The sequence below is a fragment of the Pontiella desulfatans genome (assembly GCF_900890425.1).
GTDB classification, from domain to species: domain Bacteria; phylum Verrucomicrobiota; class Kiritimatiellia; order Kiritimatiellales; family Pontiellaceae; genus Pontiella; species Pontiella desulfatans.
On record NZ_CAAHFG010000001.1, the window covers coordinates 1,211,129 to 1,233,165 of the forward strand.

The 22,037-nt window shown below is 56.9% G+C and carries 30 protein-coding genes; 10 read left to right on the forward strand and 20 right to left on the reverse strand.

All coding sequences use genetic code 11. From position 1 onward, the window contains the following. Position 1 precedes the first annotated feature (1 nt). From E9954_RS04635 to E9954_RS32295, 10 genes are all read left to right on the forward strand, one after another. On the forward strand, positions 2-1,468 hold the full coding sequence (locus E9954_RS04635; RefSeq protein WP_222847058.1) for a sulfatase family protein: 1,467 nt from the start codon (positions 2-4) through the stop codon (positions 1,466-1,468). 11 nt (positions 1,469-1,479) lie between these two features. Next, on the forward strand, positions 1,480-3,009 hold the full coding sequence (locus tag E9954_RS04640) for a sulfatase-like hydrolase/transferase (RefSeq protein ID WP_136078052.1): 1,530 nt from the start codon (positions 1,480-1,482) through the stop codon (positions 3,007-3,009). Between the two features lie 99 nt (positions 3,010-3,108). Then, entirely contained in the window at positions 3,109-3,882 is a 774-nt protein-coding gene (locus E9954_RS04645) for an AraC family transcriptional regulator (RefSeq protein WP_136078053.1), read from the forward strand. A 103-nt stretch (positions 3,883-3,985) separates the two neighbouring features. Continuing rightward, positions 3,986-5,275 (forward strand): 3-keto-disaccharide hydrolase, encoded by a 1,290-nt coding sequence (locus E9954_RS04650; protein ID WP_136078054.1) that lies wholly within the window; start codon positions 3,986-3,988, stop codon positions 5,273-5,275. Then, entirely contained in the window at positions 5,268-6,587 is a 1,320-nt protein-coding gene (locus E9954_RS04655; RefSeq protein ID WP_136078055.1) for a Gfo/Idh/MocA family protein, read from the forward strand. The genes E9954_RS04650 and E9954_RS04655 overlap by 8 nt, the downstream gene beginning before the upstream one ends. Beyond that, a complete protein-coding gene (locus E9954_RS04660; protein ID WP_136078056.1) occupies positions 6,584-7,537 on the forward strand; it encodes a Gfo/Idh/MocA family protein in 954 nt (317 codons plus the stop codon). Before E9954_RS04655 ends, E9954_RS04660 begins: the two co-directional genes overlap by 4 nt. Then, entirely contained in the window at positions 7,534-8,328 is a 795-nt protein-coding gene (locus E9954_RS04665; RefSeq protein ID WP_136078057.1) for a sugar phosphate isomerase/epimerase family protein, read from the forward strand. The genes E9954_RS04660 and E9954_RS04665 overlap by 4 nt, the downstream gene beginning before the upstream one ends. Positions 8,329-8,339: 11 nt before the next feature. Then, positions 8,340-9,563: a nucleoside permease gene (locus tag E9954_RS04670; RefSeq protein WP_222847059.1), complete on the forward strand. Its 1,224-nt coding sequence runs from the start codon at positions 8,340-8,342 to the stop codon at positions 9,561-9,563. Beyond that, complete coding sequence (locus E9954_RS04675; RefSeq protein ID WP_168441969.1) at positions 9,560-10,840, forward strand: sulfatase-like hydrolase/transferase; 1,281 nt, start codon at positions 9,560-9,562, stop codon at positions 10,838-10,840. Before E9954_RS04670 ends, E9954_RS04675 begins: the two co-directional genes overlap by 4 nt. 1 nt (position 10,841) lies before the next feature. Then, the gene (locus E9954_RS32295; protein ID WP_168441970.1) at positions 10,842-11,000 is read left to right on the forward strand and encodes a hypothetical protein; all 159 of its coding nucleotides are present in this window, start codon (positions 10,842-10,844) and stop codon (positions 10,998-11,000) included. 177 nt (positions 11,001-11,177) lie between these two features. Here E9954_RS32295 and E9954_RS04680 read toward each other — a convergent pair whose 3' ends face one another. The 20 genes from E9954_RS04680 to E9954_RS04775 form a co-directional block, all read right to left on the reverse strand. Then, positions 11,178-11,771 (reverse strand): hypothetical protein, encoded by a 594-nt coding sequence (locus E9954_RS04680; RefSeq protein ID WP_136078059.1) that lies wholly within the window; start codon positions 11,769-11,771, stop codon positions 11,178-11,180. A gap of 10 nt (positions 11,772-11,781) precedes the next feature. Further along, a complete protein-coding gene (locus E9954_RS04685) occupies positions 11,782-12,072 on the reverse strand; it encodes a hypothetical protein (RefSeq protein WP_136078060.1) in 291 nt (96 codons plus the stop codon). Further along, positions 12,060-12,485, reverse strand: coding sequence for a hypothetical protein (locus tag E9954_RS04690; protein WP_136078061.1), 426 nt, complete (start codon positions 12,483-12,485; stop codon positions 12,060-12,062). The genes E9954_RS04685 and E9954_RS04690 overlap by 13 nt, the downstream gene beginning before the upstream one ends. A gap of 84 nt (positions 12,486-12,569) precedes the next feature. After that, positions 12,570-12,872, reverse strand: coding sequence for a hypothetical protein (locus tag E9954_RS04695; protein ID WP_136078062.1), 303 nt, complete (start codon positions 12,870-12,872; stop codon positions 12,570-12,572). Further along, positions 12,869-13,165 carry a hypothetical protein gene (locus tag E9954_RS04700; RefSeq protein ID WP_136078063.1) on the reverse strand — a complete coding sequence of 99 codons (297 nt, stop codon included), beginning with the start codon at positions 13,163-13,165 and terminating at the stop codon, positions 12,869-12,871. Before E9954_RS04700 ends, E9954_RS04695 begins: the two co-directional genes overlap by 4 nt. 8 nt (positions 13,166-13,173) lie before the next feature. Beyond that, positions 13,174-13,446: a hypothetical protein gene (locus E9954_RS04705; RefSeq protein ID WP_136078064.1), complete on the reverse strand. Its 273-nt coding sequence runs from the start codon at positions 13,444-13,446 to the stop codon at positions 13,174-13,176. Further along, complete coding sequence (locus E9954_RS04710; RefSeq protein WP_136078065.1) at positions 13,443-13,832, reverse strand: ATPase; 390 nt, start codon at positions 13,830-13,832, stop codon at positions 13,443-13,445. The genes E9954_RS04705 and E9954_RS04710 overlap by 4 nt, the downstream gene beginning before the upstream one ends. A gap of 2 nt (positions 13,833-13,834) precedes the next feature. Next, complete coding sequence (locus E9954_RS04715; RefSeq protein ID WP_136078066.1) at positions 13,835-14,302, reverse strand: hypothetical protein; 468 nt, start codon at positions 14,300-14,302, stop codon at positions 13,835-13,837. Then, a complete protein-coding gene (locus E9954_RS04720) occupies positions 14,286-14,486 on the reverse strand; it encodes a hypothetical protein (protein WP_136078067.1) in 201 nt (66 codons plus the stop codon). The genes E9954_RS04715 and E9954_RS04720 overlap by 17 nt, the downstream gene beginning before the upstream one ends. A 28-nt stretch (positions 14,487-14,514) precedes the next feature. Continuing rightward, on the reverse strand, positions 14,515-15,045 hold the full coding sequence (locus E9954_RS04725) for a hypothetical protein (protein WP_136078068.1): 531 nt from the start codon (positions 15,043-15,045) through the stop codon (positions 14,515-14,517). Then, positions 15,046-15,246, reverse strand: a complete 201-nt coding sequence (locus E9954_RS04730; RefSeq protein WP_136078069.1) for a hypothetical protein — start codon at positions 15,244-15,246, stop codon at positions 15,046-15,048. Further along, positions 15,243-15,734 carry a hypothetical protein gene (locus E9954_RS04735; RefSeq protein WP_136078070.1) on the reverse strand — a complete coding sequence of 164 codons (492 nt, stop codon included), beginning with the start codon at positions 15,732-15,734 and terminating at the stop codon, positions 15,243-15,245. Before E9954_RS04735 ends, E9954_RS04730 begins: the two co-directional genes overlap by 4 nt. Before the next feature lie 66 nt (positions 15,735-15,800). After that, on the reverse strand, positions 15,801-16,691 hold the full coding sequence (locus tag E9954_RS04740; RefSeq protein ID WP_136078071.1) for an ArdC family protein: 891 nt from the start codon (positions 16,689-16,691) through the stop codon (positions 15,801-15,803). Between the two features lie 78 nt (positions 16,692-16,769). Continuing rightward, the gene (locus E9954_RS04745; protein ID WP_136078072.1) at positions 16,770-17,375 is read right to left on the reverse strand and encodes a beta clamp domain-containing protein; all 606 of its coding nucleotides are present in this window, start codon (positions 17,373-17,375) and stop codon (positions 16,770-16,772) included. A gap of 246 nt (positions 17,376-17,621) precedes the next feature. Continuing rightward, the gene (locus E9954_RS04750) at positions 17,622-17,837 is read right to left on the reverse strand and encodes a hypothetical protein (protein ID WP_136078073.1); all 216 of its coding nucleotides are present in this window, start codon (positions 17,835-17,837) and stop codon (positions 17,622-17,624) included. 12 nt (positions 17,838-17,849) lie between these two features. Next, positions 17,850-18,287, reverse strand: a complete 438-nt coding sequence (locus E9954_RS04755; protein WP_136078074.1) for a JAB domain-containing protein — start codon at positions 18,285-18,287, stop codon at positions 17,850-17,852. An 85-nt stretch (positions 18,288-18,372) separates the two neighbouring features. Then, complete coding sequence (locus E9954_RS04760) at positions 18,373-19,203, reverse strand: PD-(D/E)XK nuclease family protein (RefSeq protein WP_136078075.1); 831 nt, start codon at positions 19,201-19,203, stop codon at positions 18,373-18,375. A 74-nt stretch (positions 19,204-19,277) separates the two neighbouring features. After that, complete coding sequence (locus E9954_RS04765; RefSeq protein WP_136078076.1) at positions 19,278-19,688, reverse strand: hypothetical protein; 411 nt, start codon at positions 19,686-19,688, stop codon at positions 19,278-19,280. A gap of 485 nt (positions 19,689-20,173) precedes the next feature. Beyond that, a complete protein-coding gene (locus E9954_RS04770) occupies positions 20,174-21,283 on the reverse strand; it encodes a transposase family protein (RefSeq protein WP_168441971.1) in 1,110 nt (369 codons plus the stop codon). A 109-nt stretch (positions 21,284-21,392) separates the two neighbouring features. Continuing rightward, positions 21,393-21,974 carry a hypothetical protein gene (locus E9954_RS04775; protein ID WP_136078078.1) on the reverse strand — a complete coding sequence of 194 codons (582 nt, stop codon included), beginning with the start codon at positions 21,972-21,974 and terminating at the stop codon, positions 21,393-21,395. Positions 21,975-22,037 lie beyond the last annotated feature (63 nt).

Consider the following 22,037-nt stretch of genomic DNA (forward strand, 5'->3'; position numbering starts at 1 on the left):
TATGGCTGCTGGCGCTGCGGATCAACCGAACGTGGTTCTTATCTATGCCGATGATATGGGCTATGGAGAAATCGAAGCCCTCAATCCGGAGCGGAGCAGCATCCCGACGCCGAGCCTGAACCGGCTGGCGGAAGAAGGGGTGGTCTTCACCGACGCACACACCAGCTCATCGGTCTGCTCCCCGTCGCGCTACGCGCTGCTGACCGGTCGCTACAACTGGCGCACGCGTTTGCAGCGGGGGGTTGTGAAAGGCAACGCCGATCCGTTGATCGCCGAAGGCCGCGCGACGCTCGCCAACCTGTTCCGCGATCAGGGATACAGCACGGCGATTGTCGGGAAGTGGCACCTCGACTATAACTATGAAATTCCTGAAGGGCTGAAAAACGCGCCCGTGCAGGGGGAGACGAGGGAATTCTATCCCTCCGGGTTTCCGGTCGGCACCCATATTCCCGACGGACCGATCACCCGGGGGTTCGATTCCTTCTATGGCTTCCACCATGCCGGCGCCATGAGCGGCATCGTTCGTGACGACACCATTGTCGAAGACATGAAGGTGGTTGACGTGCTGCCCGCGCTGACCAAGGAGGCGGTTGGCTTCATTGATCGCAAAAGCACCGAAGCCAAAGCCGGAAAACCGTTCTTTCTCTACTTTCCGCTCAGCTCGCCGCACGGCCCGATTGCTCCTTCCAAGGAGTGGCAAGGGAAAAGCGAGCTCGGAAGCTATGGCGATTTCATCATGCAGACCGACGCCTCGGTCGGGGCGGTGATGGCGGCGCTTGACCGCAATGGGCTGCGCGAAAACACGATCATTGTTTTCAGCACGGATAACGGGACTTCCCCGATCGCGAAATTTGAAGATCTGGAAGCCGCGGGGCATTATCCCAGCGCCAACCTGCGCGGTCACAAGGCCGATCTGTGGGATGGCGGCCACCGCGTTCCCTTTATCCTGCGTTGGCCGGGCAATGCGGCGCCCGGGACGCAATGCAACCAGCTCATTTGCCTGTCGGACATGATGGCCACCTTTGCCGAGTTCTTTGGGGTAGCTTTGGCCGACGACACCGCCGAGGACAGCGTCAGCTTTCTGCCGGCCCTGTACAGCAAGCCGGTAAAGGAGGGGCGGGAAGCCATTGTCCACCATTCGATCAATGGCCGGTTTGGTATTCGCCGGGGTGATTGGAAGCTGCTGCTCGCGCCGGGATCCGGCGGCTGGGCTTCTCCCAAGGATCCGGACGCGGCGGCGAAGGGGCTGCCGGATGTCCAGCTCTACAATTTGCGAGAGGATCTCGGCGAACAAAACAACCTCCAGGCCGAGCATCCCGAAAAAGTCGCTGCGCTGATCCAGCTTCTGGAAACCTATGTGGCCAATGGCCGCAGCACGCCCGGGGCTGTCCAAAAGAACGATGCCGAAATCGACCTCTTCAAAAAAGAACTGAACAAGCCCCGGAAACGGGTCAAAAAGAAGAAATAGGGGAACCACGCATGAACTCAAAGACATTTTCAAGCGGCCTTGCCATGCTGCTCCTAACGGGCGCCGTCCTTGCGGAAAAGCGGCCAAACTTTCTCTTTATCCTCGCGGACGATCAGTCGCCGTTCGATCTGAAGGTTTACGATTCCGATTCGCCGCTGGACACCCCGGTGATTGACAGCCTGGCGGCGGAGGGGCTGGTTTTTGACGGTTCCTACCACATGGGCGCTTTCATCGGCGGGGTTTGCCGGCCGTCGCGGCATATGATCATGACGGGGCGCACCGTGTGGCGGTTGCCGCACGTTAGGCCGCCAAAGAAAGGATCCCCGCCGCGAAAACACCCCGGCACGCCCTTGGCCAACGAAACGCCCGTCACACCGTTCGATGCCGAAAACGACAGCCTTCCAGCCGTGTTCAACAAAGCGGGCTACGATACCATGCGCACCTGCAAGAACGGCAACAGCTACGAGGCCGCAAATGAATTGTTCACGGTTCGCCACGACGCCACAAAACGTGGCGGACCCGATCCCGAGGGCAGCGGCTGGCATGCCCGGCAGGTGCTCGACTACCTCGATGCCCGCGAAAAGAGCAAGGATGCCGATCCGTTCCTGATCTACTTCGGCTTCTCCCATCCGCACGACATACGCGATGGAAAATCGGAGCTGCTTCGGAAATACGGCGCGACCAACCACCGCGATAAAAAGAGCCTGCCCAAGCTCAGTCCGGAAAATCCGGCGCCGGATCTCCAGGTGAACTATCTGCCCGCCCATCCGTTCCACCACGGCCACCCGGGATTGCGCGACGAAGAGAAGGTGTCCGGCGTCTGGAAAAACCGCGACGAAGCCACCATCCGCAACGAGCTTGGCCGCGAATACGCCTGCTCCGAAAACATCGATATCCAGATTGGACGCGTCCTCGAAAAGCTCGAAGCCATGGGCGAGCTCGACAACACCTACATCATCTACACCGCCGACCACGGCATCGCCATCGGGCGCCACGGATTGACCGGGAAGCAAAACCTTTACGAGCATACCTGGCGCGTGCCGTTCATCGTCAAGGGACCCGGAGTGAAGAAAGGGCGGGCGTTGGGCAACATCTACCTGCTTGATATCAGCAAAACCCTTTTCGACCTCGCGGGCATCGAATCCCCCGAATTGAACGAAGGGATCAGTTTTAAACCTGTGCTCGAAGGCAAGAAGGAAGCCGTTCGCGACGTGCTCTACGGCGTCTACTGCGGCGGAACCAAGCCGGGCATGCGCTGCGTGAAAAAAGGCGACTGGAAGCTGATCAAGTACGATGTGCTAGACGGCAAAGTGCGCGAGACACAGTTGTTCAATCTTGCTGAAAACCCGGACGAACTGATCAAGGAACACCACGATCCCGATGTGGTTGCTTTCACCGGGAACCAGCCCAAGCCGAACCAGCTTAATCTGGCTGACGATCCGAAATATGCGGACAAACTGGCCGAGATGGAAGCGCTGCTGCTTTCGGAGCAAAAGCGGTTGGATGATCCCTATCGTCTATGGAACCAGCCGGATGGGTAGGTGTGCGGAAATCAAGAAGTGCCCAAGAAGTGCCCATCCAGTATTTTTTACTAGAGGCTTGTGCATGGAACGAAGGATGTAATATATGTTGAGCAACATATGAGTAGGGATACACAAAGCAAGGAGACACTCATTCAGGAGTGCGACGCGTTTCGCGAAAGTCTGCATGGTGCGCAGCTCAAGCAGCTGTTAAACTTTCTTCCAGGCATCTATTTTGTTGTCAAAAATTTCGATGGTCGCGTGATGATGGCCAACGATGAGGCGGCCCGGTTGTGCGGTTTCGAAAACGAGACAGAGATGCTCGGGAAAACCGACTACGACATCTTTGCATCGGATCGTGCCGATACCTATGTGAAAGACGACCAGCATGTATTGCAAACCGGCGAAAGCATTATCGATCGTGTGGAAATGGCTCCCGATCCAAACAACTCGATCAACTGGTTTGTGACCACGAAGATTCCGCTCTATTCGCATGAGAACGAGATTGTCGGACTGGCCTGCATCGCCCGAAACATGACCGATGCCTATGAGATGCTACGTCCCTATACGGAAATGAATGAAGTGCTCGAGTATGTGCGGGAAAACTACGCCACGCCTATCAAGCTTGAGGATCTGGCGCGGGAGGCCTCTCTCTCGCCCAGCCAGTTTGAACGAAGCTTCAAGAAGCTGTTTGAAATCACGCCGGCTCGGCACATTCTGAATGTCCGGATCCGTGCGGCCTGCAACCTGCTCAGTTCCTCGAACGACACAATTGCTTCCATTGCCATGGAGACTGGGTTCTACGACCACAGCCACTTTGCCCGTGGCTTCAAGAAGGTGATGGGCATCTCTGCGGGGGAATACCGTTCCAAGGGTCGCAAAAGCCCTTGGTAATCTACACATCAATGCCTTTATTTTACAAGACGACGGGTGCCCCTCCCTGATACCTTTCCAACCATGAAACCATACGTCTTTGGCGGAATTGAATGGAAAGTGAATGATTGGTAGAATCTACAGGATCGCATGGCTTGTTCCGGCACTGCTGCTAAATGCGCAGGCGGATGTTCCCGGGAAAGGGTTTAGCCCTCTTTTCAACGGGAAGGATCTGTCCGGCTGGTGGGGGCTGCGGACGGCCAATCCGGTCGTTTGGATGGCGGAAACCGAACAGCGGAAGGAAGCCCGACGCCTGGCCAGCTTCGAAAACATCAATAAGCATTGGCGCGCCGAATCGGGGGTTCTCGTCAACGATGGCAAGGGATTGACCCTGGCGACCGTGAAAAACTATGCCGACTTCGAACTCGTTCTGGAATATAAAACCGAAGCACGCGCCGACAGCGGCGTCTATCTGCGCGGCATTCCCCAGGTGCAGATCTGGGACTACACCGACCAAGCCAAGTTCAAGCTGGGTGCGGACAAGGGATCGGGCGGGCTTTGGAACAATAAAGCAAGCCGTGAAGGCAAGGATCCCCTCGTGCTGGCCGACAAGCCGTTCGGCGAATGGAATGCCATGCGCATTCTCATGGTCGGGGAGCGTGTCACCGTTGAACTCAACGGCCAGCTGGTTGTCGATCACGCCCGGCTGGAAAACTATTTCGACCGCAATAAGCCGATTCCGCCCACGGGGCCCATCCAGCTGCAGACCCACGGTGGGGAGATTGCCTGGCGCAACATATTCATCCGCGAGATCGGCGGAGCCGAAGCCAACCGCATCCTCGCCGCCAACTGCTGGAACGGCGGCGGCGCCCCGGGCAACTGGAAAGGGAAGGTTGAAAGCTATGAGTTCAACGCGGGAACCATCCGGTGCAAGGACAAAAAGGGCGGCACCGTCTTTACGGAAAATGAATATGCCGACTTTTCCGTCCGGTTCGAGTTCAAGGTTCCTCCGGGCGGCAACAATGGGCTGGCACTCCGCTACCCAGGCAAAGGCAATCCCGCCTACGCCGGCATGTGCGAGCTGCAGGTGCTTGACAACACTTCCCCGAAATATACCGAGCTGGATAGCCGGCAGTACCACGGATCGGCCTATGGCATGGTTCCGGCGCACCGCGGTTATTTGCGCGCACCGGGCGAATGGAATTTCCAGACCGTCGATGTGGCCGGATCAACCATCCAGGTTGAACTGAACGGAACGCGGATCCTGGATGCCGACCTTTCCGTGGTTTCGGAATACATGGGCAACAAACAGCATCCGGGGAAGGAGCTTACCTCCGGCCACTTTGGTTTTGCAGGGCATGGCAGCGCCGTTGCATTCCGGAATATTTTGATCAAGGAGTTGGCTCATGAATAAAAGTAGACGAGCCTTTGTCAAGGCATCGGCGGTTGCAGGTCTCCCGTTATTCAATATTGGAACGGCAGGCGCCTCGCCCAACGGAATGCTGAACCACGCCAGTTTTGGTGTGACCGGCATGGCGAACCGCGACCTCAAAACCCTGGTACGCAGCGACCACCTGAAACTTGTGGCGGTGGCTGATGTGGATGAAACGGCGCTGGCCACAGTGCGGGAGGAATTCCCCGATGTCCGCGTCTACAAGGATTGGCGCGTCCTGCTGGAGAAGGAGCACAAGAACCTCGACTCGGTCAACGTCTCCACACCCGACCACATGCACGCGCCCATCGGGGTGTCGGCGATGAACCTTGGCCTGCATGTCTATGGCCAAAAACCGCTTGCGCAAACCCTCTACGAAACAAGGCGCATGGCCGAAATTGCCAAGGAAAAGGGCGTGGTTACCCAGATGGGAACCCAGCTCACGTCGAGCACCTACGAACGCCTCGCCGTGAAAATGATCCAGGACGGAGTCATCGGCAAGGTCAAGGAAGTCCACATCTTCAGCAACAAGACCTGGGGCGACCCCCAGCCGCTTCCAGACAGGAGCGACCCCGTTCCCGCCGGACTTGACTGGGACCTGTGGTGTGGCATTGCCGCCGAACGCCCCTACATCAAAGGGGGCTACCACCCCAAGACCTGGCGCAAGCGGCTGGATTTTGGAACCGGCACGCTGGGCGACATGGGGTGCCATATCTACAGCCCCATGTTTGCGGCCTTGGGGCTCCGGGCGCCGCTGGCGGTGAAATCTGTCGGTGCCGTGCCGAATGAAACCAATTGGGCTATCGATGAAAAGCTTGAATATGTCTTTCCGGGGAACCGCTACACGGCGGGAAAAACCGTCAAGGCCACCTGGTGCGACGGATCGGTGCGTCCTCCTCGCGAATTTGTCGAAATGTTCGGGGAAAAAATGCCGAGGCAGGGCGGAGTCTATATTGGAACCGATGGCATACTATTGGTGCCGCACGGCGGCTTGCCTGTTCCATACCCGCGTGAAAAGTTTGCGGACTACCGCTATCCAAAATTCCCGGCGCGCGACCACTACAAGGATTTCATCGCCGCCGCGTGCGGCGAAAACGTGAAGCCGCTGGCCGACTTCCATGACTATGGTGGGCCGCTGACGGAAACCGTGTTGCTCGGGAGCCTGGCCACGCGCTTCCCGGACGAACGCCTCGAATGGGATGCCGCCAACCTGCGCTTTATAAATAGTTCGGCCGCAAACGCGTTTGTCCGCCGCGAATATCGCGAGGGCTGGGAAGTGGAGGGAGTGTCATGATCAATGTCGGAATCATTGGACTCGGTTTCATGGGGGGCGTCCACCTGCGCAACTGGCAGGCGCTCGACGGCGTGCGGGTTGTGGCGGTGTGCGATGCCAACCCCATTGTCCGAACTGCCAAGCAGGGGAACATCGAAGCCGGATCGGATGTGCTGGATCTCGAAGGCATTGCCATCTATACCGACGTGGCTGATATGCTCGCCCGCGGGGATCTCGACGCGGTGTCGATTGCGCTGCCGACCCATCTCCACAGGGCGGTTTCCATCCAATGCCTGGAGGCCGGGGTGCACGTGCTGTGCGAAAAGCCCATGGCCCTTAGCGTTGCGGACTGCGATGCCATGATCGACGCGGCAAGGGCGGCCGGGAAGCAGTTGATGGTTGCGCAATGCATCCGCTTCTGGCCGGCCTATGCCTGGGCGAAGGCGGCCGTTGGTGGCGGCGAATACGGGAAGGTTCTTTCGGCGGACTTTTCGCGGCTCACCTATGCGCCTGCATGGGACGGCGACAGCTGGCTTTCGGATTCTTCCAAGAGCGGGGGCATTGCGCTCGACCTTCATATTCACGATCTCGATTTTATCCAGCACCTTTTCGGGGTGCCGCAGGAGGTTCGTTCGGACCGCGTTGATTCAAGGCATGTCCATACGCTGGTGGATTATGGCGGAGGCTGCGTGGTTTCGGCCACGGCCAGCTGGCTCATGCCGGAACCGTTCGGTTTCGAAATGTCCTATAGCATTGTTTTCGAAAAAGCCGCCGCTGTTTTTAAGGACAATGAACTGAAGGTCTATCCGGCTGAGGACGAACCCTTTGTGCCCGATCTGGCCGAGGGCGATGGGTATCAGGGGGAAATTGAATATTTTGCCCGGCTGCTGTCGGGAGCGAATGTGGAAGAAATAATCACGCCAGAGCAGGCGCGCGAATCGGTGCGCATGGCGTTGGAGATCATACAATGAAGAAAAAATACCGACTCGGAATATGCAGCTGGTCATTGCACAACGACCTTGCCGAAGTTTCGCAGACCCTGAAGGAAACCGGATTGACCCATTTGCATCTCGGCATCGATACGGTCAACACCTTCCGTGAGGCCATAGAGCAAAACAACTGGATGAGCACCAGCACCATGATCGGCTTCCCGCAGGAGGATTACTCCACGCTGGAAAGCATCCGTGAAACCGGTGGAATCATGCCCAACGAGTGTTGGAAAGAAAACCGTGCGTTGGCGTTGCAGGCGATCGACCTGACGGCCGAATATGGCGTCGACTTTCTCTCCATGCACGCGGGGTTCATCGACCACAACGATGCAGATGGCTACCGCAAATTCTGCACCCGCATCCGGGAGCTGGCCGATGCCGCCCTAGAAAAGAAGGTGATGCTCCTGCTGGAAACCGGCCAGGAGACCGCCGAGGATCTGCGCTTCTGTCTCGAAGAGCTCGACCATCCAGCGCTGGGCGTCAATTTTGATCCGGCAAATATGATCCTCTACGGCATGGGTGATCCCATCAAGGCGGTGCGCACTCTGGCACCTTGGATCAAGCATGTGCATATCAAAGATGCCATAAGTTCGCCCAATCCCGGCGAGTGGGGGGTCGAAGTTCCCTGGGGCGACGGCGAAGTGGATTGTGTTGCCTTCATGCAGGTTTTGGAAGCGGTTGGATACACCGGGGCTCTGGCGATCGAACGTGAAGGCGGCGATACGCGTGCGGAAGACATTAAACTGGCGGCTGGCCGTCTGGGGGGAATGTGATGGGGGCAGATGTGAAACACTCGTTTATCGGGGCGCGTTTGTCGGCCATGATGTTCCTGCAGTTTTTTGTGTGGGGTGCGTGGTTTGTTACGGTTGGGAACTACATGCTGAAAACCGAAATGGGCGATGCCATCGGCTGGGCCTATTCCGTGGGGCCGATCGCCGCGATCCTGTCGCCGTTCCTGCTGGGCATGGTGGCCGATCGTTTTTTTGCCACCGAGCGGGTGCTCGGGGTGCTGCATGTGGTTGGCGGCCTCGTGCTCTATTGCTCGCCGATGGTGGTGGATGGCGCGGCCTCGTCCTCGCTGTTTGTCACGATGTTGTTCCTGCACACAGTCTGCTACATGCCGACGCTGGGCCTCACCAACACGCTGGCCTTCCACAACATCACGGATCAGGAAAAGCAGTTCCCCCTGATCCGCGTGTTCGGAACTCTCGGTTGGATTGCCGCCAACTTTGTGGTGAGCAAGGTGTTCCATGCCGATGAAACTGCGCTGCCGCTGCAGATTGCCGGAGGTGCCGGCGTGCTGCTCGGGCTATACTGCCTAACGCTTCCGCATACGCCGCCTCCAGCCAAAGGACAGAAAATTTCCGTTCGCGACCTGCTCTGCCTCGATGCGTTGTCCTTGCTGAAGCAACGCTCGTTCCTGGTCTTTATCGTCAGCTCCACACTCATCTGCATCCCGCTGGCGGCCTACTATGCCTATGCCCCGGTGTTCGTGAATACGAGCGGCCTGGCCGATCCCGCCTTCAAGATGTCGTTCGGCCAGATGTCGGAAATCTTCTTCATGTTGGTCATGCCGCTGTTCTTTGCCCGGCTCGGTGTAAAGAAAATGCTGCTCGTCGGCATGTTTGCGTGGGTGGCGCGCTATGGCCTCTTTGCCCTCGGCGCTCCGGCGGGAACGCTCTGGATGATTCTCGCAGGCATTGCGCTGCATGGCGTTTGCTACGACTTTTTCTTCGTCACCGGGCAGATCTATGTCGACAAGGTCGCACCCGTGGCGCTGCGCGGGCAGGCCCAGGGTTTGCTGATCCTTGTGACGCAGGGCATCGGCATGCTGGTGGGCGCGCAGGTTGCGGCCAAGCTGTATGCACGTGTTGTGCAGGGCAGGGAGGTCGACGTGCTGCAGGGATGGCAGCAGTATTGGTTGATCCCTTGCATTGCCGCCGCCGTGATCATGGTTCTGTTCGGCCTGCTTTTTACCAATGGCAAAGAAGACGCGGAGCAAGAATGATGAAGTTTTTTACAATACTCTGCCTCGCAGGTATCTGCCTGAGCGCAGGAGCGGACGGGCGCAAAAATATTATTCTGATCATGGCCGACGACATGGGCTATGAATGTGTCGGCGCCTACGGCTCGACCTATTCAACGCCGAACCTCGACCGCGCCGCCAAGGCTGGCGTGCGCTTCAACCATTGCTACTCCACGCCGCTGTGCACCCCCTCGCGCGTCGAGATCATGACCGGGAAATACAACAACCGGAACTATAAGGCGTTCGGCTATCTCGACCCCACCCAGAAAACGATTGGAAACCTGTTCCGCGATGCCGGCTACGCAACCTGCATTGCCGGCAAGTGGCAACTGGGCGGGGGGGCATCGGCCATCGATGGGTTTGGCTTCGACGAGCACTGCCTGTGGAACATGATCGAATACTACGATCCGGTTCAGGGTAAGAAGATCAAGGGAAAGGTCGAACCAAATAAAAGGCTGCGCTACTGGGAACCGGCTCTCTTTCAGAACGGGGCGTGGCGGGATCAAAAGAAAGAGGAATATGGCGCCGACGTTTGCGCGGAATTCATGATGGATTTCATGGAGAGGAACAAGGATAAGCCGTTTTTGGTCTACTATCCGGCAATCCTTGTCCATAGTCCGTTTCCCCATACACCCGATTCGCCGGGGACGGATCAATCCGAAGGACAAAACTTCGCCGATATGTGCGCCTACACCGACAAGGTGGTTGGAAGACTCGAGGCGAAGCTCAGGGAGCTCGGCCTCTATGAAGACACCGTCGTTCTATTCACCGGCGACAACGGAACGCACGGACGGATGCGGACGCCGATGCAGGATGGAACCGTCATCAAGGGCGGAAAAGGTTCGATGACCGATGGCGGAACGCATGCCCCCCTGATTGTCTGGGGCGGAGGTATCGAAGCGCAGGAGCCGAGCGAGGCGTTAATCGACTTTACCGACATGCTGCCGACGATCACCGACCTTGCAGGGGTCGAACTCCCTGCAGGATTCGAGACCGACGGGCAAAGTTTCAAGCCCGTGCTTGCGGGGGAAAAGAAGGACGTCCGCGACACCATCTATTGCTACTACAATCCCCGGTGGGGAAAAGCCTCGGAAAAAATCTGGGCGCGGGACAAGGAATACAAGCTCTATTCCGATGGTCGGTTCTACCATGTGCCCACGGATGTCCTTGAAGAAAACCCCATTCAACAAGTAACCGAAAAGCACATTGCGACAATCAAAAAGCTTCAGGATGTGCTGGATCTGAATGTAAGGAACTAGAATGAACGTTGAACGCTCACATGTGCAATCATCATTTCAACCGGTGGCCTATACGGAAAGTCGTCTGGAACGACTGAGCCTGAAAACAAAAGGTGAGAGTGCGTCAATTTACGAAAAAAATGTTCGGCTGATTTTACGCAGTCGTCACCCGGCTCTATGATTAGAGCTTGTGGGTGCCCTGCTTCGGCGGGGCACCCACTTTTATTTGGGAGTCACTTCGCGCGATATGGCTTCAGAAATAAGCGACATGAAAGTTGTTACTTAATGCGCAGGAGAGCATTCGCTTCAAACCATCGATAGGTAAAGAAAACCCGCCCGCCCCGCGCGGGGCGGGGCGTCAGGTGAGTTGGCGGGACAGGTCGATCAGTTCAGAAACGGATTTCTCCTTGAGCTGACTTTCGATGCGCTTGCGCAGGATGGCCTGGACTGTCGCTTTGGTAGCAGTTCCGGCGCCCCCGACCACCGCCACAACCCCGGCGATGGTCAGGGCGAAGCCGGCCAGGGCGACTCCCGCCCCGGCCACGAGCGCCAGCAGTCCGGCGGAGACCCACTTTTCGGCCTGCTCCTTTTCGACGTAGAGCACGGAGAGCATACCGGTGGCAGCCAGGATGCCGCCGATCACCATCACACCCTGGCCGAGCGTCACCAGACCGGGGCCTAGCATGATGCCGCCGATCCCGGCCGCCAGCATCCCCGCTGAAAAGCAGTAGGGATGTTTCTTTGCGCATTCGCCAAGCTGGTCGAGCAGACCGTTGATGCCGGAGTTCAGGTTCGGGGATGGTTGATCGGGGTAGGGATTAATGTTGAGCGGCTCATCACGCCGGAGTGACGTTTTAAGCGGCTCTCCGCAGCTTCCGCAGAAGCTTTCCCGCTGCCAGGTCTTCTGGTCGAACGCCCGCCCGCATCCCGGGCAGTGTCGGTATACATTCATAAGATCCTCCTCAATACTCGGACGGGAGTAGGCAGCAGGTTGAGCTGCGGTCGGCTTCGGTGATCAGCCAGATCCTGGTTCCGTCTTCGAGCCGGTAGGCGGATAGTATCCGCATTCCGCTTGCGACGGCCTCGACATTGGTCTGGCGGTCTTCTTTGCACAGGATCTCGCCCCAGTCACCGGTCACATGCCGCTCCAGAAACTCGGTGCAGCCGGTGCTGTTTTCTTCGAGCGCAGCAAGCGCGCCCGGTGTGACGACCAGTCGGCCGAGGGGGAAGAGCGGTTTGATTATTTCAGGCATGGCGCATCCTCCTTTAATTGTATTTCCCACGGGCAGGTATCGCAGGCGGCACCATCAACCCCATGCTGATCGAGGCAGGCGCTGCACGGCAGCAGGATCTCCCCGCACACCGGGCACGGGAATTCCTTCTGTGCGCGATAGGGCACCTCGGCCGCACAGGCGGGGCAGTATTCGGTGAACGCGGGAACATCGGGTTCCACTCCGTCGTTGATTTCGAGGAAACCGGGGCCGTTGCTTTCCGGATCCGCCATCACAAAAACCGTCTTTTCGACTGTTTTGCCGTTCTGTTTACCTTTGGCGGCAAAGCCCCAGTATTCGCCGGAGTCATCAACGACGCCTCCGGTGATGGTGAGGCCGGTCAGTTCCGGAATCAGCCGTTCGAGGCATGCATTTATATATTCATTTGGTTTCATGGTTCTGTCTCCTTGTGGGTTGTTTATGAAAATAAAAAGGCCGCCCCGGGGATCGGGACGGCCTGGGCCTGAGAAGGAGGGCGGTTATGCGCCGTCGCGTTCCCTAAGCCAGCTGGTGGGTTCAGGTGCGTCCCATTTTGCGACGGAAACATCGCAGGGCACACAAACTTCGGCGATGGTGCCGTCGGGATTGAAACGAACACCGACAGACTCCTCCACCTCGGGCCCTTCGCCCGCGGGATAGACGAGCACCTGCAGGCGCTCGGCGACTTCACCGTAAACATCCTGCGCTACGATGATGGGGAACCGGCTTTCCGGCACGGCGATGTCAAGCTCTACGCCATAGGGAGACCGGCAGGGTTCGACTGTTGCTTCGTAATCTTTCATGCCTGCACCTCCTTTCCGTCCCGCCACGCCTCATCGGTGTCGTAGCGGTTGAAAACACCGCCGTCATCCGGCACGCCCTCGTTGATGTGGAACCCGCAGGTCCAGCCGAGTTCGTCCCCGGGATAAGCAGGTCCGGAAACTCTGCCTGGCTCCCCGCCGAAGTGGGTGCAGATCAGCTCTCCCAGGTCTTCGAGGAAGTGCCGGTAGGCCTCGTATTCTTCGATCACCGTTTTGTCCTCCACCGCCCGGCTTATGATCTCCGCCATCTCAATGTCCTTCAGTATCTTGGCCATGGTGCCTCCTATGATTTCATGAACAGTTCGCCGGGTGCCCAGTGCCCCGGCTTGCTGATTTGTGCCAGCGGCACAACCGGTACCATTGCGCCGGACCGCAGCCCTTCGGCATAGTACGCCGCGTGCTCGTCCGTCTGCTTGTCGAAGTATTCGGCCAGTGGTTCCGCGAGCTCTTTGTGCCGTTCCACGCCCGTCATAGGTTGGTTCGTGAGAGCCAGCCGCAGGTGCGCCAGCTCGGCCGGCAGCAGCTGTCGGTAATATCCTTTCGGTGGTTTGTTCATGATTCGTGCTCTCCTTCAGGTTGCAGTTGTCCGAGCATCTCCACGACACCCGGCTCGACGAACGCCACCGGGCCGGTAAGCGCGATGTTGAAGATCCGCGCGGCGGCCGCCGTGCGGATGTGGGCGACACGCCCGGTTCGGTATGCGTTCTCCGGCCTGATGGTACCGCCGGTGAATGTGCTCTTCTGCGGATCGCACTCGACGAGCGCAATATACCCTTTCTTCCACAGCGCGGCGTGTTCCGGGCACAGGTCCCAGCCGGTGACCGTATGACGGTCGAGGCTGTTTCTTAACCGCTTGTCGAGCAGGATGGTGCCTGTATCGAACGCCTGTCCGCAGACCGGGCAGACCTTTTGTTCCATACCGACATGGCTTTTTGTGCTCATGATCAATCTCCTGTTGTTGGTTGTAAGGTTTTGATGGTGGTGGGTACGAGGACTTCGGTCTCGACCATTTCATAGTCGCGACAGAAGCCGACGAAGATGTCTACGACATCGTCGCACAGCCGGTCGAACGAGCAGACCAGCCGCACGCGCTTGCGCAGGTCGCTCATGTACCATTGACTGAAATCCTCGCCCTGGTCCACGGACCTGCCGGGCCATGTGATGATTTTCGGTTCCGGTTCGGGCAGCACCCGCAGCAGGCCGATGCAGCCGTCTGTTGTGCAGGGCGTGTCCGCCTTATGCCACGTCGACCGTCCGCACAGATCGCAGCGGGCGGTTCTGGCATTCTTGCGGTTCAGTCCGCCCTGGTAGAGCACCAGGTATCCGCCGCTGCGGCCGTTGAAGCCGGCCTGCCATGTCCAGTTATATTCCTGCGCCCACTCCTGCAGCCGGGTGTCAATGGCCCACCGCACTTCGCTGCAATCGAGCATCTCCCACGCCTTGTCCATCACCTCCGCCGGGAAACCCAGCGTGTGGATCTTGAGGTTGTTTGCGTAGGAGGTGCTTGTTCATCGTGCTGTAGCGGCTGTGTGTCCGCAGGAACGCGATCATCGCCGCGCGGCTGCGCAGGTCGACGTGTTGTGTGAATCGTTTCATGATTTTGCTCCTTGTGTGATTTTCAGGTTCAGCTGTGCATATCCAACAGCACGGCGTATCGCATTCCTGACCGCCGCTCGTCATCCATATGGGTGACGCCGAACTCGGTGTACTCCCACGGGCGGAACCGCGTACCGAATACGCAGAGCGGACCTTTCCGGTCCATTGCGCCCTTGCCGGACAGCCCGGCCGAATAAACGGCATGCAGCCGGTCGACGAACTCCTTCAGTGCGTACAGGCGGCCGCAGACTTCCGCCGGAGTCCCTTCCGTAATTCCGTCGTAATTGCCGGCGGCCAGCATGGTGATCGCGTGCTTTACTTCCGGGTCCGGGTTCAACCGGACGGCGTCCATCAATTCCCTGTTCAGCACTTCGAGCGTGAAGGGGCCGGTGTATCGCGAATCCGCTTCACCGGCATACCATGCGCCGTTCGCGTCAACGGCCCCGGCGATCGAGCGCCAGTTGTTTTCATCGCCCCATCCATCGATGTAGGCGTCCACTTCCGCCATGGCCTCTTCTGCCGAGTCGGCCCGGGCCACAATAATGTGCAGATTATGCATTCAGGCCTCCTTGCGTTTATCGGGTGTTCCTTCGTTGATGTTGTCGCGCCGGGTGAAGGTGTAGACCTCCTCCCACGACGCACCGCACTCCGTGCAGATCATTTCCTGCACGGCCTCCATACCGCAGATCTCCACGATGCCGCCCTCGATGTGAGGGCTGCCGCAGACCGGGCACTTGCTGTTATCGGGTTGGTCGCTCATAGCGCACCCGCCTTTTCCGCCTTTGCCACCGGTGCGCCCCACCGGGCGCGCTCATACCCGGGCAGGGCGCGGACCGCCTTGTCCTTCAAGGCCTGAAGAAAGGCGTGGGCCTCGCTGGCTTCCCAACCGGGATGCTCGCAGCTCTGGTATTCCAGACAGTTGCAGGACTTGAGCACCTGGACCGGCTCGAACGCAACGGTGGCCTGCTGGAAGGCAACGTCCGCCTCTGTTATGTCGTCCTCGACATAGCGGTCGCCCGGCAGTTCTTCAACCGGATCGCTGTAGCGGTGGGCCACGGAGATCATGTTTTCCTTCCAGAGCATGTTGGCGGCTTCTACGGCTGCAGTTAATTCTCCCTCTCGGATGCAGTCTCGGCTACTTTCCCCGTGATACCATTCCAGTCCGCCGCCATACGGCTTACCGGTTCCGGCCATGGCCATGGCGGCCAGGTAAGCTACGTGTTCTTTTGCTACAATGTATGCGCTCATGTTGAATCTCCTGTTTGTTGAATGAAGAGGGAGGGAGCACCGTTCGCCGGCACTCCCGTAGGGATGTTACGCGGCCTGCTGCAGCTCAGCCTGCTGTTCAGCCGCTCTGGCGTCCATGATATAATCGAACGCCTTCTGCGCTTCGCTGCCGGCCTTGATGAGCATGGAAGGGTCTGACTTCAGCTTCTCCAACCAGCCCCGCAGATAGGCTGCTGAGTTGGTTTCGGTACATAGCAATATTCCGCAGTACCCGCACAGAAACGCCGACCCCATCTCGGCCACCAGCTCCTCCTGCGAGTAGGCATGCGATCCGAAGCCCGTGGGCTCCATGATAGCCTTTCGCCCTACTCTTGATTCATGGCCGACCGAGTGACAAATTTCATGAAACAGGGCTCCATAAAATTCCGCACCCGACGTGAACCACTCCGGGGAAGGCATCGATACACAGTCCATTGACGGGCTATACGATGCCAGCGTCCGGCCATAACCGATGTCGGGTTTGTTGGGCATGTTGGCCACCAACTCTTCAGCGATCTCCAGCGGCGTATGTTCCCGCGTAGGAATTTCCACTACGGGAACTTTACTCTCCGGAAGGCCCTCACATTGCTCGACATTGAACACCCGGTAATACCGGAGCATTGCGTATCCTTTCTGCTTCGGGTCGTCCTCTTTTGCATCCACGATCCGCCAAAACACGACGGGGCAGGATTTCTCGCCCTTCCGGACTTTGCCTCCCATCGCCGTGACCTGTTTGAAACTCAGGAAATAAGGGGATGCGTAGCCGAGCATGTGCAGCAGGAATATATTTACCCCTCTGTAGTTATTTCCGGTTACCAGATTTCGAGGCATCAGGCTCACCGAGGTCCACGGCTTCTTCCAGGGCAGGGTATTCGTTGCTTCTATCCGCTCGATAAGTCGGGCGGTGATCATTTTATTAATCTTCTGATACGCACTCATGGGTTGTCTCCTTGGGTTTGGTGTGGGCACAAAAAGACCACCCGGGATTGGGTGGCCTCGCTGTCATCTAGTTTGCTGCTACGCCGCGATCCTGTCTTCCTTCTCCTTCATCGCCTGCATTACACGCTCGGTCTGGATGGCTTCAATCTGCTGGATCCAGTAGTGATCGAGCATCATCGGCATGACCACCAGCGTCGTCGTCTCATTCGTTACGAGCACGGGGGACCTTTTCGGATCGATCTTCTGGATATGGAGAGTCACGGCCTCGTCGTCACCGAGCTCCACCAGCTTCGGATCAACCCAGCACCCGAGTCCGGCGGTGGCCCACAGCACAAACTGCTTGCCGACGCCCTCCAGAGTATAGACGCCAGCGCCGGAGCTGATGGGAATGACCTGCCGATAACTCGGGAAGATAAGCTCCTCCTGACACTGGGTCAGAAAGACCGTCTTCGCTGTACACGCCTTGATGTCGTAAATACCCGGTCCGGCTTCGAGGCTGAAGCGGTCACTGCGCATCCGTTTGCCGTCCGTGGCGATGATGGTGATGCCGTCTTCATTATTCTCCACCAGCACCTTGGTGATGACGTGACGGGTGGAATCCTTCGAGGCACAGGCGAGCACCGACTTCATGCGGGCAAAGTCGGCGCGGTTATATTTATCGTTATTAAGTTCTATCGTATTCATCGTTGCTTCTCCTTGGGGTTTAAACTGCGGAAAGCCGCCTCCCGGATTGGAGGCGGCCTCTTCTTCGCGCTTCCTGCGAGCGCCTGGCGGTGCATAGGCCTGATGTGTTCGCAACTGTCATAACGGTCACGATTTCGCGTTCGGTATCTTGCGCCAGTTGGAACTGTTTGGATCATGTTTGCAACTGCACCAACTGTCGGGAGACGGGCATGCCGCACTTCCGCCAGTTGGAACAGTTGATGTATATCAGGGACCTGCACCGGCCAGCTGCCGGTCATACTCCTGCTCCGCATCAACCTTTTTCCACTGCCAGCCATATACGGCGTTCACGATGCTGATCTGGGTGTCCACATCCGGTCCGTCCTCGTAGACGTAGGCCCGGGTGATGCGGTCCACCAACTCCGTTTCCTTGCCTCCGCCAACATACATGCCGTCTGCGGTCTTAATGACTACTTTGCTCATTCGACTTCCTCCTTATCCGAAATTGCACAACCCAGCTTCTCGTAGACTCAAGGCTGTATTTCCGATAATTACGTGATCTAGAATTTTAATGCCCATGATCTCGCCAGCTGCGATGAGCTGTCTTGTAATTTTCAGGTCTTCGCAAGAAGGAGAAGGACTTCCGCTGGGGTGGTTATGCGCCAGTATGGTGTACGATGCTCCGCTTTGAATGAGCGGCCGGAACACCTCACGAGGATGGACCAGCGCCGATGATACGGTGCCCAATGAAACCAGATGTTTCTCGATCACCCGGTTCTTAGCATTCAACGCAATAACCACAAACGCTTCTTGTGCAGCCGACTTCAGCTCACTCAAATACGCTTCAACATGTTCCGGTGACGTCAGCAAAGTTCCGTCGTAAGCAGCCTCTTTTACCGCCAGATCTGTATGTAATTGAAGTACCATTTTCATTTCTCCATTTTGTTGTGGTTTAAACTAAAAACCCGCTGTGCCGGGATGGCGCGACGGGGTGGGGGTGGTTGATGCAGGGTGTGGATCAGGCGGCCTGGGCGATGGAATATTCCCCGTTGCACCAGCTCTTACACGCCCCGGCAAAGGGGCAGTCATTGCATGCGAACGAATCCAGACTCGGGTAAAACAACTCCTGCTCCACGATCTGATCCGCCTTCGCCGCCAGCGCACCCAACAGGTTCCAGTCCTCCCGGGTACGGGAGGTGGAGTGGGATTCGAAAATCGGGGTCTTGTTTTTTACCGCTATATCGAATCTCACCACTGGGTTGGTATTGTGAATGAGGTCATAGGCATACGAGTACGCCAGGGCTTGTGCCGATTTGTCAGCCTTTGCCTTTGGCCAACGGGTGGCGCTGGTTTTCCAATCCACAACGATCGGAGCGCCAGCCTTTTCAACGACAAGGTCAAACTCGCCAATCAGCGGCTTGGAAAGAAAACGGCCCTCGTGACTGATCGGCACGCAGAACGCCTCCGACACCTCCAGCACTTTTTCTGATGGGTCGATATTGTTCCATGCCACCTTGATGAGTCCGCGACCCTGTTCCTCAACCCCGGCGGCATCGAGCTTGCCATACTTGATTGGCGGGTCCTCCTTCGAGGCTGCTCGCCAGTCCTGCGTATACAGCTCCAATGCCTCGTCCAGCGTCAGTGGCATCTCGAGCTTCCGGGCTAGGAACACTTGATCGAGGGTACGATGGTATACCGACCCCGCCACTAGGTTCACGCTGGTGTGGGACGGGGGGAGTTTCTCGATCTTCTGAAACCACCAATTCAGGCTGCAAATGTTGAGTAACGAGTTCAGTGAGCTGAAGCTCCAATGTGGCCGCTTGCGCAGTTCGTTTAATGTCATCTTCATGTACTTTCTCCGTTAAATGAAAAAGCCCCGCCGCTCATATGAGCGACGGGGCCGGGTGTTTGGGGTGGGGGAAGTCAGGCTGCCCGCTGATATTCATCAATCAGGCGGCTGCAATTTTTGCGGTCGAGATCATAGATCGAGTCCACGCCGAACCGCGTCTTAACATCGACGTTCAGCTGCATGAGCGTCACGTTTCTGGCTTTCGCGAGGTCGAGCAGATAGCCCACCTGGCGGTTACTGGCCTTGCCCTCTGCCGGGGCAGGTAGGTGCTGTGGTTCGGGTTGCCCTGCTGATGCGGTATTCTTTGCCAGTTCTGCTTCCACGGAGTCACGGACCAGGCGGAAGGTGTTGGCAATCTTCTCTTTCAACTCGGACTCCGTGAGCCCCGCCGGGAGCTCCAACTCCACGGATGCCATGAAGCTTTTGGAGCTAAATTCGACCTCAGCCGGCACCTTTTTTTGAAACGAAGCGTTTAGACGTAGCACTGGAAACCTCCTTATGGTTTTGGGTGAATAAAGAAACGCCGCGGAAGCAAGTGCCGGGGCGAGTTGGATGAAGAATAGGCTGACCTTTCCTTCAATTATTAATAACACGCTGAGGCACGTTTTTCACCCATTTCACTCTTCTGCCGTTGTTAACAGCTGTATAGGGCCCATTGGCACCGCCGCGTATGAAGGTGGTGCCCTACATGGCGACGGAGGTGTTTCACTGATTACAAAGTCGGCTCGGGGTATCGGTTCATTTGTTCATGTCGCATAAGCAAAACTACGCATTTGGGACAAAAGGTTCTTCTTTTGCTATGCCGCGTAAGTGATGCCTTTATTATCAACGGTTGCGTGGTTCTGAATTCAGCGTGCTGAGCGGTAGTAGCGATATTTGGGGCTAAATAAATTTGGCATATGCCGACTGGATTTGCGTAACTGCCATTTTATCAGGACTATACATATGCAAAATCGCAAGTAGGAGGTCGTTAATCTATAAGATTTCCGGCGGCATCCCGTTTTAAACACCCTGGATTATCGGGGTCGGCGCCTATAGGCAACTCAAACTCCCTTTTGACGCGCCATGTAGCAGGCGGGGCTCGGAATCGGTTAAACGCGAATAGCGTATCACGCACGATATCGCCGTCAGGATGTAGAACACCCGGCAGCTGAGCCATGTGCGTATTGAGCCAGTTGATGAAGAACGGCGCCAGCTGCATGATATCAAGCCTCCATAGAAGCCGGTAATAGCTATGGTATTTCGGCAGATCGAATGTGCTGCCGTCTTTGCTGAAGGGCAGTCCTAGCAGCTGAGCCTGGTTGCAGGATATGCGTTTAGAAAACTTAACAATCCCATTGATGCTCGTACTCCCGGAAATCAATGCAAGCAGCGTGATCGCCAGTAAAGTATCCAGAGGATAGTGACTATTGTTTTCGCGCGGATCATGCACTTCTTTGAAGGCGGCTGAAAATGAGGACAACAGCTCATCCTTAATGGGAAGCAAGCCATCGACGTATGGTGAGGTTCCGCCGGTATAGGCTTTGTCGAGGTGCTTGGCCGTGATGATGGCCCTCGCATCGGGAACCAGTTCCTTGAGCCAATGGCTGGCCGCCGCCCGGGGATTCTTGTCCGTTGTCCGTGTCCAGCCGGTTTCTTTAAAGTAGCCGGCGAATCCGCTGCTTGCCTCAAGATGCGTGTCCGCTAGCAGCGGAGCATATCCAAAATAGTCGACCCAGTCAGGTTGCAGAGATAGTAGCGCCGCATTGAGCGCGATGCTTCCGTAGTTGGGTTGGTCTGGCGAATGATGCATCGGCTGGAAACCGAGGCATTCAATCACGAGAGGAAGTCGTTCTGCCTGTTGTGAAATATGCCAGCCCAAAAAGCGGTTTCTCGGATACGAGAAGTGCCTACCTCTTCGCCAGAGGAATGCCCCCAGCCAGAAGTGTTTTTGGTAGAGAACGATCTGACCTAGATCATAGCCGTCGACCTGCGACTCAAGGCAATCATACCACGGACCCATGTATGCCTTTGCGGTTTCAGCGAATTTGTCGCTGGTTGCGGCGTACACGTAGATTTCATTCGGATTGATGTTCGTCATTTTCGTTCTCCTTCGAGTGGTGTGCAGATAACTTCGGTAACTTTTTGAATCCGCTTCATTTCGTTGTCCTTGTTTGGTTGTGTGAATCCTGATCCGGCTGCCTAAGGGATTAAGAGTCTGTGTCATGCAAACTCTTTACCCATCGCGTTACGTGGTCGTTTCCCCCCAGCGCCTTGCTCCAGCCCATTTTCTCGAGGTACGGGGCTTCTGAGTCGGATGTTTTTAGATAAGCTTCGGTGGCCACAGGATGGACTCCAAAGCATCCAAGCCAGTGTTCCGGTAGCATCCGCATGACAGCGAATAGTACGATGGGGCCCCAGCTCAAACCAGCGACATGGGAAGGCTTTGGCAAGATCATCTGAATCTGGGCAATCTTGTCGAGGTCTTTGAGTTCTACGCTGGTCCACTCGTTCCAATGGGCAAATAATTTGTTTGGAATACCCCAGTCCACTGTGCCAATCCATTGATTCTGGAAGAGGACCACCTGCCGCATCTCTTTGTCTTGCGCCGTTTCGATGGAGAGCCTGTAGTGCTTGTGCCCAATCGCGTTATCCAATAGCGCGTAATTTTCACTGCGAGCCGCCAGCACTTCTAAATCATCGATATAGATTCGCTCATTCGTTCTGTCAACGGTTCGGGCGAGTTGCTTTGCCTCAGCGCATGTCAGAATTTGGTACTTACGCTTACTCATCGTATATTTCTCCTTATCTTCATTCGATATGTATCATCTGTCATTATGTATCTTCGTTTCCTT